The organism is uncultured Pseudomonas sp. (assembly GCF_943846705.1).
Taxonomy (GTDB): domain Bacteria; phylum Pseudomonadota; class Gammaproteobacteria; order Pseudomonadales; family Pseudomonadaceae; genus Aquipseudomonas.
The window spans coordinates 2,232,488-2,249,067 of record NZ_OX044366.1; the positions used below are offsets into that span (position 1 = coordinate 2,232,488).

Genomic DNA, 16,580 nt, shown 5'->3' on the forward strand with positions numbered 1-16,580 from the left:
GGGGGGAAGCCATTAGTCGAGCATACAACCCAGTAGCATTTTGGTGCGCGCGCCCCCCTTTAGTAGAGGTTAGGCTTCTTCGACGCCTCCTTGAGGTTCTGCTTTCGCTGCGAAGCTTGAGTTTATCCTCTGGTCGCTTTGGGTTGGATGCTATCTGGTCGTTATTGTTACTACGTTATGACTGGTCAGATGGGGCATCTGGCTCGTCGAAATTTGCAGTTACTCATGCCGATAGATCACACAAGCTCTGCGTTACACCTGCCTTTGCTCCCGTGGGTGCTCCTGTAGTTGCTTGCTTTAGGTAGGTAACTCAAGAGTGAATGTTTCTGGCAGAAAAATATGAGCGGCCTTCTGTAACAATGGTTCTGCCCTGATTCCCCCGTGCCGGGGGGGGCATTTCGAGCATCATTTTCCGCCCAAGCATAGCTCCGCCCATTGCTGGCTGTGCAGCCTTGATATCCCCCGGTGCAGCTCTGCGTCCTTTCCTCGGTCTAGGAAATTATCATCTCTACGCCACAGTCCAAGCCGTTCTCTTTGGGTATACCTCATCGACTACAGCGGCAGCCTTCGTTTGCGTTGTCGTTTGTGTACTGTTGACTACTTATACGGCTACATGCATGGTGGCAACACTTAAACGACTACGAGGAGTTGTCGCCAATGTTTGTCCGCGCATATCTTCGGGCATCCACTACTGAGCAAGACGCCAGCCGCGCACGCTCTGCCTTGGATACCTTCGTCCATAGCCACGGCCTCACCATCGCCAGCTATTACACAGAGAACGAGAGCGGGGCATCCTTGCAGCGTCCCGAGTTATTCAGGCTGCTGGCCGACGCCAAGCCGGGGGATGTTCTGTTGGTTGAGCAGGTCGACAGGCTTAGCCGTCTCACTGAGGGCGATTGGCAGCAGCTCAGGGCGACCATTAAGGCTAAGGATGTGAGGGTCGTTGCCTTGGATCTGCCTACCTCGCACCAGTTCTTAGTCGCGCCCAACGCCACCACTGCTGACGCCTTCACCTCGCGGATGCTTGGGGCCATCAATGACATGCTCTTAGACATGCTCGCAGCGGTTGCCCGGAAAGACTACGAAGACCGCCGCAGACGGCAGGACGAGGGCATTGCTAAGGCCAAGGCTCAGGGGGCATACAAGGGAAGGGGTGTAGACAAGGAGAAGCACGCCCGCATCATGGCACTGCTAAGCAAAGGCACTGGTATACGCGAAGCTGCCAAGCTCCTAGGGGTCAGCACCAGCACTGTTATCAGGGCAAGGGACAAGGCCAAGGAAGGCGCCACAGCCTGACGCCTATCACCAGCACCAGCACAAAGACGAAGCCCCCGGAGGTCACCCAACGGGGGTTTTTCGTATCTTGTGGTTCATCCACGGATAACCAGTCCGCTGCATAACCATTTAAGTCCTGCCCCTCAACGGATTCTCCGTCCGTAGCAAAACCATTCCTCTCCCTGTCCGCTCCCCTGTTGTTTTCTCCTACCTCAAGTCCTTCAACAAGACCCTGGCCGCCCTGGAAGACCTGACCGCCCGCAACAAGGCAGTCGCCGCTCAGAAGACCGAGCAGGCCATCGCCCTGGAAGAGCAAGCAGAAGACCTGCTGGCCGAGGCACAGAGCGCTGAGGCAGTCGCTAAGAACATCCGCGAAATGCTCGGGCAGTAAGCCATGTGCGCGCCTCTTCCACCGGGCTACAGGCCACGCCCCAAGCGGGGTTGAGGCCTCCCAAACGTAATTACCCCCAGTACTAGCTGAATCACTTCAGAACCTTTCGAGCGGCCCTTCGCCGCCTATCAACATCTTGGAGAGAACGACATGACCAACAACATCATCACCCGCGACTACAACGGCCAGACCTTCAGCTTCCGCGAGGACGGCTACTTCAACATGACCAAGGCTGCGAAGGTCTACGGTAAAGACCTGAGCAACTTCATGCGGTCGCCTGATACTGTCGATTACGTCGACGCGCTTTCTCAAACCGTGAAATCCACGGACTGCCCTGTAGTCCAGGCAGTACGCGGGGGCCGCGCCCCAGGCACTTGGGGTCACCCTAAGCTGGCCGTCTTCTTCGCCCGCTGGCTGGACGTGAAGTTCGCCGTGTTCTGCGACATGGTCATCGACGACATCCTCAACAAGAAAGCTGAGCTGACCATCACCAAGCCGGAAGAGTCCGCCTCTTTTGCCTTGCCTCAGACTTATCTGGCGTCTCTGGAAGAGCTGGTCAAGTCCCTTAAGGAACGTGAGCAACTGGAGCAGGCGAACCTGCAGCTCACTCAAGAAGTCACCACACTGACCCCTAAGGCAATCGGCTACGACACCTTGGTCAGCAACGACGGCTTCTTCACAGCCACGCAGGCCGCTGAAGCATTGGGCATGCCGAGCGCCATCGCTCTGAACCGTTTCCTCAGGGCTATCGGTTGGAAGTCGAAGCGCGATACAGACGCCCCAACAGCGATGGCACGGGATAAAGGTTGGTTGGTCACTCGCTTCCGTAACAAGGCAGGCACTGGCCGCAGCTTCCCTCAGGTCTTCGTGACACCTAAAGGCCTCACCGAGCTGCGCTTCATCCTGAGCAAGGAGGCAGCGTAATGCGTGACGTCGACTACATCCTGCGAGGTGTCTGTTACGAAGTGCAGAAGATTCTTGAAGCGTTCTTTGGGCGGTGCTGAGCCGTATGTAATGCTGAGTCTACCTGCCTCCTTTACCCCCAGTACTAGCAGAAAAGAAAGCCGTTCTTATCGGCCCTTTACTGCCTCTTAACACTCCCCCGGCGACATCTCCCGACACCCTGCAGGGCTACCCCTAGCGGTGCGCTCGCGTTCGCCTATCACAAAGGAAAACTACCCAATGAAACACCACACACCTGATTCACTTGTCCGCTTCCACGTCCACATGCGCCGAGACCATGCCACTCAGTTGGTTGAACTGGCCAACGCTCTAGCGAAGCTGAAGGGGCGCGACACACGTCTTGGCGAGTCACTGGAGCTGGCTCTAATCGCTGGCTTGAGCAAATCGCTTGCCGACCTCTTGGCGCTCGCCCAGGGCGACAAGGATGGTTCTCACTGGCTGCAGCTTGGCCCAGTCAACCGCATGGGTGGGAAGGCTCTCGCCCCGGCAAAGCTCAGTCGCTGAAGGAGGGGGCATGGAAAATTTGCCCGAAGAGTTGCTGGAGTTCAGTCGGCGGCTGGAGGCCCGAATTTGTGAGCTTGAGGAGCGAAGGACGCGGCTTTCTGGCTTGGTCGCCAATGCAAAGGTTAGTGGGCGAGGGCGCAAGCCTGATGCGGTTTGCAATCCTTTCGTAGGTCTTAGAACGTTGCTCCGTGAGGACGAAGAAGCGGTCAGAGCCTATGGCTACCCAGCATGGCTGGATGATGTTCTTCGAGGAGTGGCAAGTCTTGATTGGTATCGCCCCAATGCTCGCAGTATTCCGCTGTCTGTACGGCATATGCTGGCGATTCTTGACCAACTGTCTGTCATCACTGCCGCCGGCGTTTCTGCCCTGCTGCTTGTTGAGGTTCGACAGGCCCAGCGATACGTTCAGGCGCTGAGAATGGCCATGCCTTATCTGTTAGCTGGAATGCCCGTCGGAACCTTCGAGCGCATAGCTGAGCTTCAGTCAGGTGCTGAATATTTCGATGACGAAGAGCAGGAAGGCATTGCAGCCTGATGAGCTGAATTAACGTCGCAATATATAAGAGACCACCAAGACCACTACCTCCTAGAGGTCTCCGGGTGTTCGCTCTGGTGCAGCTGCTGTAGTTGCCTCTTCAAAGGCAATCCATGCAAAGACCACCGCCAAGGCCGTCTCTGGGCGAAGCACTCAGCGCCACTCTCAGCCATCACATGGCGTCCCCAAAATCTTGGTCTCAGCCGAAGGCCTTGGCCTCGACTACCTGACCTGCATCACCGGAGGTCTCCACCTGAGAAGCGTCAGGAGGGGGAGGCCTGCCCGTGCATCTAATAAGGAACACTTACCAATGACCACCTACACCATCTATACCGACGGCGCATGCCGCAACAATGGAAGGCCTAGCGCCAAGGCAGGCTGGGGTGCAGTACTGACCAATCCCCAAGGGGAGACATTAGAAATTGCCGGGCCAGTCCCTCGGGGCGAGCCGCAGACCAACAGCAGGGCTGAGCTAATGGCCCTTGTCGAGGCTCTGAAGCGATGTACTAAGACAGCACCTATCACCCTGCACACTGACAGCAAATACATTGCCGACGCCTGCAACGGCTGGCTAGAGGGCTGGAAGAGTAGGGGCTGGAAGAGGGCCGACAAGAAGCCCCCGGAGCATCTCGACCTATGGCGGTGCATTGACCAGTTGCTACAAGAGAAGGATGTCACCGTCTGCTGGGTGAAGGCACGCAACGGAATGCTAGGTAATGAGCGGGCCGATGCCTTGGCATGTCTTGGGGCAAACGGAAAGGTCATCAGGAAACGCTGCAAGAACAGGTCTGAATGTCAGTTGTTGGAGGAGGCTTGAAGATCTCTGACGAGGTTGTCAGAATTGAGTCTTAACCGTGACTCAGCGGTGTAGCAGCGGCCTTGATGGCCTGAAAGGTGCGTTCTAGAGGGGTTTGGTAGTAGGCAGTGGGCATTTTGAATCCGCCGCGTCTACCGGTTCCGCCACCGGGGCACAATGGCGGCGGAGTATAGAGATGGTATTTGAGTTGGTCAATGCACTGCGTGTTCAGAATGTGTGATTTCCGGTAAACTTTGCCGCCCTTCTAGATGACCCCACTCTGACCATGCGTGTTGCCGACTTCAGTTTTGAGCTGCCAGACGCTCTGATTGCCCGCCATCCTCTTGCCGAACGCCGTGCCAGCCGCTTGCTGGTGCTCGATGGGCCAACCGGTGAGTTGGCGCACAAACAGTTCAGTGATCTGTTGGATTATCTGCGCCCCGGCGATTTGATGGTGTTCAACAATACGCGGGTGATTCCGGCGCGGCTGTTCGGGCAGAAGGCTTCGGGCGGCAAGCTGGAGGTGCTGGTCGAGCGGGTGCTGGACAGTCATCGTGTGCTGGCCCATGTGCGTTCGAGCAAGTCGCCCAAGCCCGGTTCGAGCATTTTGATCGACGGCGGTGGCGAGGCCGAGATGGTCGCGCGCCACGATGCGTTATTCGAGCTGCGTTTTAGCGAAGAAGTGCTGCCGCTGCTGGAGCGGGTCGGGCATATGCCGTTGCCGCCGTATATCGACCGCCCGGATGAGCAGGCCGATCGTGAGCGTTATCAGACGGTGTATGCCGACCGTGCCGGCGCCGTGGCCGCGCCGACTGCGGGGCTGCACTTCGATCAGGCGCTGTTGGATGCCATTGCTGCAAAGGGTGTCGAGCGCGCCTTTGTCACACTGCACGTAGGCGCGGGGACGTTTCAGCCGGTGCGGGTTGAGCGCATCGAAGACCACCATATGCACACTGAGTGGCTAGAGGTCGGTCAGGATGTGGTGGATGCTGTGGCGGCTTGTCGTGCGCGCGGCGGGCGGGTAATCGCCGTCGGCACCACCAGCGTGCGTTCGCTGGAAAGCGCCGCGCGCGATGGCGTGCTCAAGGCTTTCAGTGGTGATACCGATATCTTTATTTTCCCAGGCCGGCCGCTGCATGTGGTCGATGCGCTGGTGACCAATTTCCATTTGCCGGAATCGACCCTGCTGATGCTGGTGTCGGCGTTTGCCGGTTACCCGGAAACCATGGCGGCCTATCAGGCGGCGATTGCCGGCAAGTACCGTTTTTTCAGTTACGGTGATGCCATGTTTATCACCCGCAATCCCGCACCGCGCGGGCCAGAGGAACAGTTATGACGCGCACGTGCCGCATGTCTTTCGAATTATTGGCGACCGAGGGCAAGGCGCGCCGTGGTCGGCTGACCTTTCCGCGTGGCGTGGTGGAAACCCCGGCGTTTATGCCGGTGGGTACCTATGGCACGGTCAAGGGCATGATGCCGGACGATGTCGAGGCGATTGGTGCGCAGATTATTCTCGGCAACACCTTTCACCTGTGGCTGCGTCCTGGCACCGAGGTGATCAAGAAGCACGGCGACTTGCACGACTTTATGCAGTGGCAGGGGCCGATCCTCACCGACTCCGGCGGTTTTCAGGTGTTTAGCCTGGGCGCGATGCGCAAGATCAAGGAGGAGGGGGTGTACTTCGCCTCGCCTGTCGACGGTGCCAAGGTGTTTATGGGGCCGGAAGAGTCGATGCAGGTGCAGCGCGATCTGGGCTCCGACATCGTGATGATTTTCGATGAATGCACGCCCTATCCGGCCGAGTTTGACGTGGCCAAAAAGTCGATGGAGTTGTCCTTGCGTTGGGCCAAGCGCTCGAAAGACGCCCATGGCGAGAATACCGCGGCGCTGTTTGGTATCGTTCAGGGCGGCATGCATGAGGAGTTGCGCAAGGTTTCCCTGGAGGGCCTGGAGCAGATCGGCTTTGACGGTTATGCGATTGGTGGCCTGTCCGTCGGTGAGCCGAAAGAAGAAATGATCAAGGTGCTCGACTACCTGCCCGCGCAGTTGCCGGCCGATAAGCCGCGCTACCTGATGGGCGTCGGCAAGCCGGAGGATCTGGTCGAAGGCGTGCGCCGTGGTGTGGATATGTTCGACTGCGTGATGCCGACCCGTAATGCGCGCAATGGTCACCTGTTTATCGACACGGGCGTGCTGAAAATCCGCAATGCCTTCCATAAGCAGGACAATTCGCCGCTGGATCCGAGCTGTGATTGTTACACCTGTAAACACTTCTCCCGCGCCTATCTGCATCACTTGGATAAATGCGGCGAAATGCTCGGTAGCATGCTCAATACAATCCATAACTTGCGGCATTATCAAGTGCTTATGGCTGGTTTGCGCGAGGCTATTCAACAGGGTACATTGGCCGCCTTTGTCGATGCCTTCTATGCCAAGCGCGGGCTGCCAACGCCGCCTCTGGACTGATTCCCCAACCTTATAAAGACCTTTTAACAGGAGTGTTATATGAGCTTTTTTATCCCCGCTGCGTTCGCTGAAGGTGCCGTTCCGGCTGCCGGTCCTGCTGGTAGTGGTTTTGAGTGGGTATTTCTGGTCGGCTTTCTGGTCATCTTCTATCTGATGATCTGGCGTCCACAGGCCAAGCGTGCGAAAGAGCACAAGGGTCTGATTGGTGGCCTGCAGAAAGGTGATGAAGTGGTAACCAGCGGCGGTATCGCTGGCAAGGTGTCGAAGGTTTCCGATGACTTCGTGGTAATCGAAGTGTCCGACACCGTCGAGCTGAAGATTCAGAAAGTGGCGATTGCCGCCTCGCTGCCTAAAGGCACGCTGAAAGCGATCTAAGCCACACACCTTTACCATTCGACGGGGCGCTTAATGCGCCCCGCGTCATAACGGGCGGCGTCATGCTCAACAAATTTCCCCTCTGGAAGTACCTGCTGATTCTGGCTGTGCTAGCAATCGGTTTCCTCTATTCCGCGCCCAATCTGTACCCGGATGATCCGGCGATCCAGATCAGTGGCAACAGCTCCGCCATGCGCGTCGAGCAGGCTGACCTGGAGCGCGCTAAGCGTGCGCTGGAAGCGGCCGGTATCAGTGTAAAAGCAGTCAGCGTGGCCAATCAGGGGCGTGCCGGCTTGCTGCGCTTGAACAGCGCTGAAGATCAGTTGCCTGCCAAAGAGCTGGTGCGCAAGACTTTGAGCGATGAGTTCGTGGTGGCGTTGAACCTGGCGCAAACCACACCGGATTGGCTGCGCAACCTGGGCGGTAGCCCAATGAAGCTCGGTCTGGACTTGTCCGGTGGTGTGCACTTCCTGATGGAAGTGGACATGGACAAAGCCCTGGATGCGCGCCGTAAGGTCTACGAGGGTGAGGTCAAGAGCCTGCTGCGCAAAGAGCGTGTGCGTTATCGCAGTCTGCCTGAGCTCAATGGTGCTATTCAGTTGGGTTTTGTTGATGAGGCGGCGTTGGAGAAAGCTCAGCAGCTGATTCGCAAGGATTTTAACGATTTTGATATGACCACTGTGCAGCGTAATGAGTTGCAGGTGCTGCGTTTGGCGCTGACCCAGGCCAAGCTGGTCGAAATTCGCGAATACTCGATCAAGCAGAACCTGACCACGGTGCGCAATCGGGTCAATGAGCTGGGTGTAGCCGAGCCGCTGGTCCAGCGTCAGGGGGCCAACCGCATCGTGGTTGAGCTGCCGGGCGTGCAGGACACCGCCGAAGCCAAGCGTATTCTCGGCAAGACCGCCAACTTGGAGTTCCGTCTGGCCGCTGAGCCGGATGCAGCCAGGGCGGCGACAGAAAGCTTCGAGTTCCGCCAGGAAGGCCGTCCGCCGGCGCTGCTGGAGCGTGATCTGATCATCACCGGTGACCAAGTGACCGATGCGCAGGCCAGCTTCGACGAAAACGGCAGCCCGCAGGTGAATATCCGCCTGGATGGCCGTGGTGGTGATCTGATGAATCGCGCCACCCGCAACAATGTCGGGCGCAGCATGGCGGTGATCTTTATCGAGCAGAAGCCGGTGACCCGCTATGTGCGTCAGGTGGTCGATGGCGTCGAGAAGGAAGTCGAACTGCAGACCTTCGTCGAAGAGAAGAAGATCATCAGCCTGGCCACTATTCAGTCACCGCTGGGTAGCCAGTTCCGCATCACCGGCCTGGATGGCCAGGGCGAGTCGTCCGAGCTAGCGCTGCTGTTACGTGCTGGTGGCCTGGCGGCGCCGATGTACTTCGCGGAAGAGCGCACCATTGGCCCGAGCCTGGGTGCTGACAACATTGCCAAGGGCGTAAATGCGTCGTTGTGGGCAATGCTGTTTGTCTCGCTGTTCATCATTGCCATCTACCGTGCCTTTGGTGTGCTGGCGACTTTTGCCCTGGGCCTGAACATGGTGCTGTTGCTGGCGCTGATGTCTCTGCTCAGTGCTACCCTGACCCTGCCAGGCATTGCCGGTATCGTGCTGACTATGGGTATGGCGGTGGATGCCAACGTGCTGATCTTCTCGCGTATTCGTGAGGAAATAGCCAATGGCATGTCGATTCAGCGTGCGATCCATGAAGGCTTTGATCGGGCCTACTCGGCGATTGTCGATGCCAACCTGACCACCCTGTTGGTCGGCGGTATTTTGTTCGCCATGGGCACTGGGCCGGTCAAGGGCTTCGCGGTGACCCTGTCGCTGGGCATCATCACATCGATGTTTACCGCCATTCTGGTGACGCGTTGCATGGTCAACCTGACGTGCGGCGGGCGTGACTTCAAGAAGTTGTGGATTTAAGGGGCTGTGATGAATCGTACGATCAACTTCATGGGGGTTCGCAATATTGCGTTCGCCCTCACTGTGCTGCTGACGCTGGTGTCGCTGGGTAGCCTGTTTACCAAGGGGCTGAACCTGGGCCTGGACTTTACCGGCGGTACGCAAATCGAGCTGAGCTACGAGCAGCCAGCAGACCTCGGTAATATCCGCGCGCAGTTGGCGGGTGCCGGCTATGCCGATGCCGTGGTGCAGAGTTTTGGTGCCACCACCGATGTGGTGGTGCGCATGCAGGGCAATGATCCTGAGCTGGGTAACAAAGTAGCGACAGCGCTGCGCCAGGCCGGTGAGCAGCTTGAGGTGAAGAAGGTTGAGTTCGTCGGCCCGCAGGTCGGTGAAGAGCTGCGTGATCAGGGCGGGCTAGGGCTGCTGCTGGCGCTGGGTGGGGTGATGCTTTACCTGGCCTTCCGCTTTCAGTGGAAGTTCGGTGTGGCGGCGATTATCTCGCTGGTCCACGACGTGATTGTCACTCTCGGCATTCTCTCGTTCTTTCAGATCACTTTCGACCTGACGGTGATGGCGGCGTTACTGGCGATCATCGGTTACTCGCTGAACGACACTATCGTGGTGTTCGACCGGGTGCGGGAGAACTTCCGCGTGCTGCGCAAGACGAGCTTGATCGACAATATCAACATCTCCACCACGCAGACCCTGTTGCGCACCATGGCGACCTCCATATCTACTTTGTTGGCGATTGGTGCGTTGCTGATGTTTGCCGGCGACAACCTGTATGCATTCTCGGTGGCGCTGTTTGTCGGTGTGGCGGCGGGTACCTACTCGTCGGTCTATATCGCCAACGTGATGCTGGTGTGGCTTGATCTGACCGTGGATGATTTGATTCCGCCGGTGGTGGAAGAAGAGGTTGATGAGCGTCCTTGATTCTGTGCGCTTAATCGCAAATGTTTGAATAGACCGGGCAGGTATTGAACTTGCCCGGTTTTTTTATGCTCCAAGGCAGGGATTAAGGCGCGATGCGCGCTAAGCAGCGTTTCCAGGAGGTTGGTATGAATAAGTCATTGTTGGTCGGTGCAGTATTGGGTGCAGTGGGTGTGACGGCAGGCGGTGCGGTGGCCACTTACAACGTTGTCACTGCCCCTAAGTATGCTGAAGTGCTCGCAGTGAAGCCGGTTAACCAAACCATCAAGACCCCGCGAGAGGTGTGTAAAGACGTGGCGGTCACCCGGCAGGCACCGGTCAAGGATCAGCATAAAATTGCCGGTACGGCGATTGGTGCGGTGGTTGGCGGTTTGTTGGGTAACCAGGTTGGTGGTGGTAACGGCAAGAAGTTGGCAACCGTGGCCGGTGCGGTCGGCGGTGGCTATGCCGGTAACAAGGTGCAGGGCAGCATGCAGGCCAATGACACGGTGACCACCACCGAAACGCGCTGCAATACGGTGACCGACACCAGTGAGAAACTGGTTGGTTATGATGTTAAGTACGAGTTGGACGGTAAGATTAGCCAAGTGCGTATGGCTAATGATCCAGGTCAGCGCATCCCGGTGCGTGATGGTCAGTTGGTGTTGGCCGAGTAAGTGTTCAGGCAATAAAAAAGCGCCCTAGGGCGCTTTTTTATTGCCTGACCTATTAGCGCTTCAAAGCGGCTGACAGGTGCGGCTGGATAGCAGTGAGTACCGCTTTGAAGCACTTGGTGTTGCCGGCCACGATCTGGCCTTTTTCAAGGAATTCATGGCTGCCGTTGAAGTCGCTGACCAGGCCGCCTGCTTCTTGAATCAGCAGGGCGCCGGCGGCCATGTCCCATTCGGACAGACCAAACTCCCAGAATGCATCGAAGCGGCCCGTGGCAACGTAGGCCAAGTCCAGGCTTGCTGCTCCGCCCTGGCGTAGGCCCGCAGCCTGGCCAACCAAGCTGCGGAACATGCCGATGTGGTTTTCGAGGTTGTCCATCTGGCTGTCGCGGAACGGGAAGCCGGTGCCGAGCAGTGCGCCTTCCAGGCTCTTGCGATTGCCAACGCGCATCCGGCGGCCGTTGAGGGCAGCGCCGCGGCCGCGGCTGGTGGTGAATTCTTCTTGGCGCACGGGGTCGATGATCACGGCATGCTCAAGGCGGCCACGGTATTTGCAGGCGATGCTCACGGCGTAATGCGGAATGCCGCGGATAAAGTTAGCGCTGCCATCCAGTGCGTCGATGATCCACACATAGTCAGCGCCTTCACCGCTGCCTGCGCTCAGGCCGCTTTCCTTGCCGAAGATGCCGTGAGTCGGGTAGGCCTTGCGCAAGCCCTGGATGATCAGTTGCTCGGCGGAGCGATTAAGCTCAGTTACATAGTCCTTGGCTTCTTTCTCGTCGACCGAGATGACGTCCAAGCGTTCGGTCGAGCGGAAGATCATTTCGCCGGCGCTACGGGCTGCGCGCAGCGCGATATTCAGCATGGGCTGCATGGATGTTCACCTGGGTCGTTAAAGAAAGCCGGCCATTCTAGCAGAAAAGCCCGGCGGTTGAAGTGCAACCTGCACCTTGCGTGGCGTAAGGCTTGATGGTTCTGTAAGATTTGCCTCTCTAAGCCTTGTCTGTGAGCGTTTGCGTTGCTAGAAAATATTCGCGTTGTCTTGGTCAATACCAGCCATCCGGGCAATATCGGTGGCGCGGCGCGGGCCATGAAAAACATGGGGTTGTCGCAGTTAGTGCTGGTTGATCCGCAGGACTTTCCCAGCGCCGATGCGGTGGCCAGGGCTTCTGGAGCCAGTGATGTGCTCGATGCGGCGCAGGTGGTAGGCACGCTGGAAGAGGCGTTGGTCGGCTGCAGTCTGGTGCTCGGCACCAGTGCGCGGGATCGGCGTATTCCCTGGCCGCTGCTGGATCCGCGTGAGTGTGGCGTGGCGGCGTGCGAGCAGGCGCGGCAAGGTGCGCAGGTGGCGTTGGTGTTTGGACGTGAGTATGCCGGGCTGACCAATGAAGAATTGCAGCGTTGCCATTTTCACGTGCACATACCGTCAGACCCGGAGTTTAGTTCGCTGAATCTGGCGGCTGCGGTGCAGGTCTTGGCCTATGAGGTGCGTATGGCCTGGTTGGCGGCCGAGAATCAACCGACCAAGACGCTCAAATTAGAAACAACTGCCATGCAGAGTTCGCAGCCGGTAACGGCAGATGAGTTGGAGTCGTTTTACGCGCATCTTGAGCAGGCGCTGGTTGAAATCAGGTTTCTAGATCCGGCCAAGCCGCGGCACTTGATGAGTCGCTTGCGCCGCTTGTATGGGCGCAGCGAGGTCAGCAAGCTGGAAATGAATATCTTGCGCGGTATCTTGACGGAAACCATCAAGGCGGCGCGTGGCGAGCACTCTGGGCAGGAGAAAGTAGATGTTTGAGCGCGTGCGGGAAGACATTCAGAGCGTGTTCCATCGCGACCCGGCTGCGCGTAATACCTTTGAGGTGGTCACGTGCTATCCGGGTTTGCATGCGGTCTGGTTGCATCGCGTGGCGCATGCGCTTTGGGTGGCTGGCTGGAAGTGGCTGGCGCGCGTGGTGTCGAATATCGGGCGCTGGATGACTGGGGTCGAAATCCATCCCGGGGCGAAAATTGGTCGGCGCTTCTTTATCGATCACGGCATGGGCATTGTGATTGGCGAGACCGCGGAAATCGGTAATGACGTCACGCTTTATCAGGGTGTGACGCTGGGTGGTACCAGCTGGAACAAGGGTAAGCGTCACCCAACCTTGGAAGATGGTGTGGTGGTTGGTGCGGGTGCCAAAGTGTTGGGGCCGTTTACAGTGGGTGCGGGCGCCAAGATTGGCTCCAATGCCGTGGTGACCAAGGAGGTGCCGGCGGGTGCTACGGCGGTTGGTATTCCAGGGCGGATTATTGTTAAGGCCGATGATGAGCAGGAAGCCAAGCGTAAGGCGATTGCCGAGAAGCTCGGCTTCGATGCCTATGGCGTGGGTCAGGACATGCCTGATCCGGTGGCGCGCGCCATTGGTCAGTTGCTCGATCACCTGCATGCGGTGGACGGGCAGTTGGAGGGAATGTGCGGTGCGCTCAAGGCCTTGGGCAGTGATTACTGCTCTAAGGACCTGCCGCAGTTGCGTAATGAGGATTTCGCTGGTGTGGTCAAGGATGCAGACAACCCTGCAGTTTGATGGTGTGGGCGCGGGCGTTTTGCTAAACTGCGCGCCCTTCACGTCCGCTAATCCCGACTAGAGCGCTAGGTCTTATAGTTGACTTAAATACTCGGGAATTGCATAATCGCAGCATATTGCGATCACGCGGTAATCCCTTATGCGACTAACCACCAAAGGCCGTTACGCCGTCACCGCCATGCTTGATCTGGCGCTGCATGCTCAGCGCGGGCCGGTGTCTCTGGCTGATATCTCCGAGCGTCAGGGGATTTCCCTGTCTTACTTGGAGCAGCTGTTCGCCAAGCTGCGTCGCGGCAATCTGGTCTCCAGTGTGCGCGGGCCTGGCGGTGGCTATCAGCTGTCGCGAGACATGCAGGGCATTCAGGTGGCTGAAGTGATCGATGCAGTGAACGAGTCTGTTGATGCTACGCGCTGCCAAGGGCAGGGCGATTGTCACGCCGGCGATACCTGTCTGACCCACCACCTGTGGTGTGATCTCAGTCAGCAGATACACGAATTTCTCAGTGGCATCAGTCTCGCTGACTTGGTGACCCGTCGTGAAGTCCAGGAAGTTGCCCAGCGCCAGGATCAGCGCCGTTGCAATGGCAGGACGCCTTACCTGGATAAGATTGAAACGTCCGCCGTCGATTGAGCGCTAAGCGCTGGCTAGCTGGCCTGATACCTGATTAGGAGAAAGTTGATGAAGTTGCCGATTTACCTCGATTATTCCGCCACCACGCCGGTTGATCCGCGTGTTGCGCAAAAAATGAGCGAATGCCTGCTGGTTGACGGTAACTTCGGTAACCCGGCGTCGCGCTCCCATGTGTTTGGCTGGAAGGCTGAAGAGGCGGTGGAGAATGCCCGTCGTCAGGTGGCCGAGTTGGTCAATGCCGATCCGCGCGAAATTGTCTGGACGTCCGGAGCTACCGAGTCCAATAACTTGGCGATCAAGGGCATTGCTGACTTCTACAAGAGTAAAGGCAGGCACCTGATTACTTCGAAAATCGAGCACAAAGCGGTGCTCGATACCATGCGTCAACTTGAGCGCGAAGGTTTCGAGGTCACCTATCTCGAACCCACTGAAGATGGCCTGATTACCCCGGCCATGATCGAGGCGGTGCTGCGTGAGGACACCATTCTGGTGTCGGTCATGCATGTGAATAACGAAATCGGCACCATCAACGACATCGCGGCGATTGGCGAGCTGACCCGTTCGCGCGGCGTGTTCCTGCATGTTGATGCGGCTCAGTCCACCGGTAAGGTGGCGATTGACCTGGGTTCGCTCAAGGTCGATCTAATGTCTTTCTCGGCGCACAAGACCTATGGCCCCAAAGGCGTCGGTGCGCTGTATGTGCGCCGTAAGCCGCGTGTGCGTCTGGAAGCCCAGACTCACGGTGGTGGCCATGAGCGCGGCATGCGTTCCGGTACCCTGGCGACCCACCAGTGTGTGGGTATGGGTGAGGCGTTCCAGATTGCCAAGGAAGAAATGGCTCAGGAAAACCAGCGCATTCTGGCCCTGCGCGATCGCTTCTTTAAGCAGGTCGATGGTCTTGAGGAGTTGTACATCAACGGCAGCATGACGGCCCGTGTACCGCACAACCTCAACCTTAGCTTCAACTACGTTGAGGGTGAGTCGCTGATCATGGCGCTTAAGGATCTGGCCGTTTCTTCCGGCTCGGCCTGTACCTCGGCTTCGCTGGAGCCGTCCTACGTGTTGCGCGCCCTGGGCCGCAATGACGAGCTGGCACACAGTTCCATTCGCTTTACCTTCGGCCGCTTCACTACTGATGAGGAGGTCGATTACGCCGCGCAGAAGGTTTGCGAGGCGGTTACCAAGCTGCGCGAATTGTCGCCGCTGTGGGATATGTACAAAGACGGTGTCGACATCTCCAAGATCGAGTGGGCGGCGCACTAAGTAGTCGTCGAGTAAGAACGACTCTCTGATGAGGAAGGAATACCAGCATGGCTTACAGTGAAAAGGTCATTGACCACTACGAGAACCCGCGCAACGTCGGCAAGATGGACGCGGAAGACCCAAGCGTAGGCACCGGCATGGTCGGTGCGCCAGCCTGTGGCGACGTGATGCGTCTGCAAATCAAGGTCAACGAGCAGGGCGTGATTGAAGACGCCAAGTTCAAGACCTACGGCTGCGGTTCGGCGATTGCCTCCAGCTCCCTCGCAACTGAGTGGATGAAGGGCAAGACCCTGGACGAAGCAGAAACCATCAAGAACACCCAGTTGGCCGAGGAATTGGCTCTGCCGCCGGTGAAAATTCACTGCTCAGTTCTCGCAGAAGATGCCATCAAGGCTGCTGTGCGTGACTACAAGCAGAAGAAAGGCTTGCTCTAAGGAGGTATGTCGATGGCTATCAGCATGACCGAAGCAGCGGCTCAGCACGTGCGTCGCTCCCTTGACGGGCGCGGCAAGGGTGAGGGCATCCGTTTGGCTGTTCGCACCACTGGCTGTTCTGGCCTGGCTTATGTGCTGGAGTTTGTCGATGAGACCGCCGGCGAAGATCAGGTGTTCGAGAGCTTCGGGGTCAAAGTGATTATTGATCCAAAAAGCCTGGTTTACCTCGATGGCACCGAGCTGGACTTTGTTAAGGAAGGGTTGAACGAAGGCTTCAAGTTCAACAACCCAAACGTACGCGGCGAATGCGGCTGCGGCGAAAGCTTCAACATCTGAGGCGCCTGTGGGTACTCCTTGTCACTTTGCTTTGTTTGAGCTGCAGCCAGGTTTTCGTTTGGACCCGGAGTTGTTGGCCAGTCGCTACCGCGAACTGGCGCGGCAGGTTCATCCGGATCGTTTTGCTGATGCATCAGAGCGCGAACAGCGCCTGGCGCTGGAGCAGTCTGCCAGCCTCAATGAAGCCTATCGAACGCTGAAAAATGCGCCGCAGCGCGCGCGTTATCTGCTCGCGCTGAGTGGCCCGGAACTGCCGTTGGAAGTCACCGTGCAAGACCCTAGCTTTCTGCTGCAGCAGATGCAGTGGCGTGAAGAGCTGGAAGATCTGCATGACAGCGCGGATCTGGCTGGGGTTGCGCAGTTCAAGCGCCGTTTGAAAGTGGCTCAGGATGAGCTCAACGAAAGCTTTGCCGTTTGTTGGGATGATGCGACGCAGCGTGAAGAGGCCGAGCGCCTGATGCGCCGCATGCAGTTTCTCGACAAGCTCTCTCACGAGGTTCGCCAGCTGGAAGAGCGCCTCGACGATTAACGCTGGTGCGCCTGTTGCGCTG

19 protein-coding genes are annotated in these 16,580 nt (G+C 57.8%); 18 read left to right on the forward strand and 1 reads right to left on the reverse strand.

Going from position 1 to position 16,580, the window contains the following annotated elements; translation table 11 throughout:
* The first annotated feature begins 657 nt into the window (after nt 1–657).
* From Q0V31_RS10365 to Q0V31_RS10415, 11 genes are all read left to right on the forward strand, one after another.
* A complete protein-coding gene (locus tag Q0V31_RS10365) occupies nt 658–1,296 on the forward strand; it encodes a recombinase family protein (RefSeq protein ID WP_298187587.1) in 639 nt (212 codons plus the stop codon).
* A gap of 520 nt (nt 1,297–1,816) precedes the next feature.
* Entirely contained in the window at nt 1,817–2,590 is a 774-nt protein-coding gene (locus Q0V31_RS10370) for a KilA-N domain-containing protein (protein WP_298187588.1), read from the forward strand.
* A 258-nt stretch (nt 2,591–2,848) separates the two neighbouring features.
* Complete coding sequence (locus tag Q0V31_RS10375) at nt 2,849–3,133, forward strand: hypothetical protein (protein WP_298187589.1); 285 nt, start codon at nt 2,849–2,851, stop codon at nt 3,131–3,133.
* Between the two features lie 10 nt (nt 3,134–3,143).
* Nucleotides 3,144–3,668 carry a hypothetical protein gene (locus Q0V31_RS10380; RefSeq protein ID WP_298187591.1) on the forward strand — a complete coding sequence of 175 codons (525 nt, stop codon included), beginning with the start codon at nt 3,144–3,146 and terminating at the stop codon, nt 3,666–3,668.
* 310 nt (nt 3,669–3,978) lie between these two features.
* Nucleotides 3,979–4,485: a ribonuclease H gene (locus Q0V31_RS10385; RefSeq protein ID WP_298187592.1), complete on the forward strand. Its 507-nt coding sequence runs from the start codon at nt 3,979–3,981 to the stop codon at nt 4,483–4,485.
* Nucleotides 4,486–4,750: 265 nt separating this feature from the next.
* Nucleotides 4,751–5,800 (forward strand): tRNA preQ1(34) S-adenosylmethionine ribosyltransferase-isomerase QueA, encoded by a 1,050-nt coding sequence (queA, locus tag Q0V31_RS10390; RefSeq protein WP_298187594.1) that lies wholly within the window; start codon nt 4,751–4,753, stop codon nt 5,798–5,800.
* A 14-nt stretch (nt 5,801–5,814) separates the two neighbouring features.
* Complete coding sequence (gene tgt / locus Q0V31_RS10395) at nt 5,815–6,930, forward strand: tRNA guanosine(34) transglycosylase Tgt (protein WP_298191024.1); 1,116 nt, start codon at nt 5,815–5,817, stop codon at nt 6,928–6,930.
* Nucleotides 6,931–6,969: 39 nt separating this feature from the next.
* Nucleotides 6,970–7,305: a preprotein translocase subunit YajC gene (yajC, locus tag Q0V31_RS10400; protein WP_298187595.1), complete on the forward strand. Its 336-nt coding sequence runs from the start codon at nt 6,970–6,972 to the stop codon at nt 7,303–7,305.
* A 62-nt stretch (nt 7,306–7,367) separates the two neighbouring features.
* Complete coding sequence (secD, locus tag Q0V31_RS10405; protein WP_298187596.1) at nt 7,368–9,236, forward strand: protein translocase subunit SecD; 1,869 nt, start codon at nt 7,368–7,370, stop codon at nt 9,234–9,236.
* A gap of 9 nt (nt 9,237–9,245) precedes the next feature.
* Nucleotides 9,246–10,151, forward strand: coding sequence for a protein translocase subunit SecF (secF, locus tag Q0V31_RS10410; RefSeq protein ID WP_298187597.1), 906 nt, complete (start codon nt 9,246–9,248; stop codon nt 10,149–10,151).
* Between the two features lie 125 nt (nt 10,152–10,276).
* The gene (locus Q0V31_RS10415) at nt 10,277–10,804 is read left to right on the forward strand and encodes a glycine zipper 2TM domain-containing protein (RefSeq protein WP_298187598.1); all 528 of its coding nucleotides are present in this window, start codon (nt 10,277–10,279) and stop codon (nt 10,802–10,804) included.
* Between the two features lie 52 nt (nt 10,805–10,856).
* Here Q0V31_RS10415 and suhB read toward each other — a convergent pair whose 3' ends face one another.
* A complete protein-coding gene (suhB, locus tag Q0V31_RS10420) occupies nt 10,857–11,672 on the reverse strand; it encodes an inositol-phosphate phosphatase (protein ID WP_298187599.1) in 816 nt (271 codons plus the stop codon).
* 144 nt (nt 11,673–11,816) lie between these two features.
* Between suhB and trmJ the strand changes: the two genes are divergently transcribed.
* The 7 genes from trmJ to hscB all read left to right on the forward strand — a co-directional run bounded on the left by trmJ (nt 11,817) and on the right by hscB (nt 16,558).
* Nucleotides 11,817–12,596, forward strand: coding sequence for a tRNA (cytosine(32)/uridine(32)-2'-O)-methyltransferase TrmJ (gene trmJ / locus Q0V31_RS10425; protein WP_298187600.1), 780 nt, complete (start codon nt 11,817–11,819; stop codon nt 12,594–12,596).
* Complete coding sequence (gene cysE, locus Q0V31_RS10430; RefSeq protein ID WP_298187601.1) at nt 12,589–13,365, forward strand: serine O-acetyltransferase; 777 nt, start codon at nt 12,589–12,591, stop codon at nt 13,363–13,365. The genes trmJ and cysE overlap by 8 nt, the downstream gene beginning before the upstream one ends.
* Nucleotides 13,366–13,504: 139 nt before the next feature.
* On the forward strand, nt 13,505–13,996 hold the full coding sequence (iscR, locus tag Q0V31_RS10435; RefSeq protein WP_090248642.1) for a Fe-S cluster assembly transcriptional regulator IscR: 492 nt from the start codon (nt 13,505–13,507) through the stop codon (nt 13,994–13,996).
* A 48-nt stretch (nt 13,997–14,044) separates the two neighbouring features.
* The gene (locus Q0V31_RS10440) at nt 14,045–15,259 is read left to right on the forward strand and encodes an IscS subfamily cysteine desulfurase (RefSeq protein ID WP_298187602.1); all 1,215 of its coding nucleotides are present in this window, start codon (nt 14,045–14,047) and stop codon (nt 15,257–15,259) included.
* Nucleotides 15,260–15,306: 47 nt separating this feature from the next.
* Nucleotides 15,307–15,693, forward strand: coding sequence for a Fe-S cluster assembly scaffold IscU (gene iscU / locus Q0V31_RS10445; RefSeq protein WP_090239371.1), 387 nt, complete (start codon nt 15,307–15,309; stop codon nt 15,691–15,693).
* Nucleotides 15,694–15,705: 12 nt separating this feature from the next.
* Nucleotides 15,706–16,029, forward strand: coding sequence for an iron-sulfur cluster assembly protein IscA (gene iscA / locus Q0V31_RS10450; protein WP_298187603.1), 324 nt, complete (start codon nt 15,706–15,708; stop codon nt 16,027–16,029).
* Nucleotides 16,030–16,036: 7 nt separating this feature from the next.
* Nucleotides 16,037–16,558, forward strand: a complete 522-nt coding sequence (hscB, locus tag Q0V31_RS10455; RefSeq protein ID WP_298187604.1) for a co-chaperone HscB — start codon at nt 16,037–16,039, stop codon at nt 16,556–16,558.
* The last annotated feature ends 22 nt before the right edge of the window (nt 16,559–16,580 follow it).

Excerpts from the sequence above, each read along its gene's own strand:
- Q0V31_RS10440 (WP_298187602.1), top strand. The coding sequence starts at position 14,045 with ATGAAGTTGCCGATTTACCTCGATTATTCCGCCACCACGCCGGTTGAT.
- tgt (WP_298191024.1), top strand. The coding sequence starts at position 5,815 with ATGTCTTTCGAATTATTGGCGACCGAGGGCAAGGCGCGCCGTGGTCGG.
- iscA (WP_298187603.1), top strand. The coding sequence starts at position 15,706 with ATGGCTATCAGCATGACCGAAGCAGCGGCTCAGCACGTGCGTCGCTCC.
- yajC (WP_298187595.1), top strand. The coding sequence starts at position 6,970 with ATGAGCTTTTTTATCCCCGCTGCGTTCGCTGAAGGTGCCGTTCCGGCT.
- secF (WP_298187597.1), top strand. The coding sequence starts at position 9,246 with ATGAATCGTACGATCAACTTCATGGGGGTTCGCAATATTGCGTTCGCC.
- Q0V31_RS10370 (WP_298187588.1), top strand. The coding sequence starts at position 1,817 with ATGACCAACAACATCATCACCCGCGACTACAACGGCCAGACCTTCAGC.
- Q0V31_RS10385 (WP_298187592.1), top strand. The coding sequence starts at position 3,979 with ATGACCACCTACACCATCTATACCGACGGCGCATGCCGCAACAATGGA.
- Q0V31_RS10415 (WP_298187598.1), top strand. The coding sequence starts at position 10,277 with ATGAATAAGTCATTGTTGGTCGGTGCAGTATTGGGTGCAGTGGGTGTG.
- Q0V31_RS10365 (WP_298187587.1), top strand. The coding sequence starts at position 658 with ATGTTTGTCCGCGCATATCTTCGGGCATCCACTACTGAGCAAGACGCC.
- Q0V31_RS10380 (WP_298187591.1), top strand. The coding sequence starts at position 3,144 with ATGGAAAATTTGCCCGAAGAGTTGCTGGAGTTCAGTCGGCGGCTGGAG.
- iscU (WP_090239371.1), top strand. The coding sequence starts at position 15,307 with ATGGCTTACAGTGAAAAGGTCATTGACCACTACGAGAACCCGCGCAAC.
- secD (WP_298187596.1), top strand. The coding sequence starts at position 7,368 with ATGCTCAACAAATTTCCCCTCTGGAAGTACCTGCTGATTCTGGCTGTG.
- queA (WP_298187594.1), top strand. The coding sequence starts at position 4,751 with ATGCGTGTTGCCGACTTCAGTTTTGAGCTGCCAGACGCTCTGATTGCC.
- iscR (WP_090248642.1), top strand. The coding sequence starts at position 13,505 with ATGCGACTAACCACCAAAGGCCGTTACGCCGTCACCGCCATGCTTGAT.
- Q0V31_RS10375 (WP_298187589.1), top strand. The coding sequence starts at position 2,849 with ATGAAACACCACACACCTGATTCACTTGTCCGCTTCCACGTCCACATG.
- cysE (WP_298187601.1), top strand. The coding sequence starts at position 12,589 with ATGTTTGAGCGCGTGCGGGAAGACATTCAGAGCGTGTTCCATCGCGAC.
- suhB (WP_298187599.1), bottom strand. The coding sequence starts at position 11,672 with ATGCAGCCCATGCTGAATATCGCGCTGCGCGCAGCCCGTAGCGCCGGC.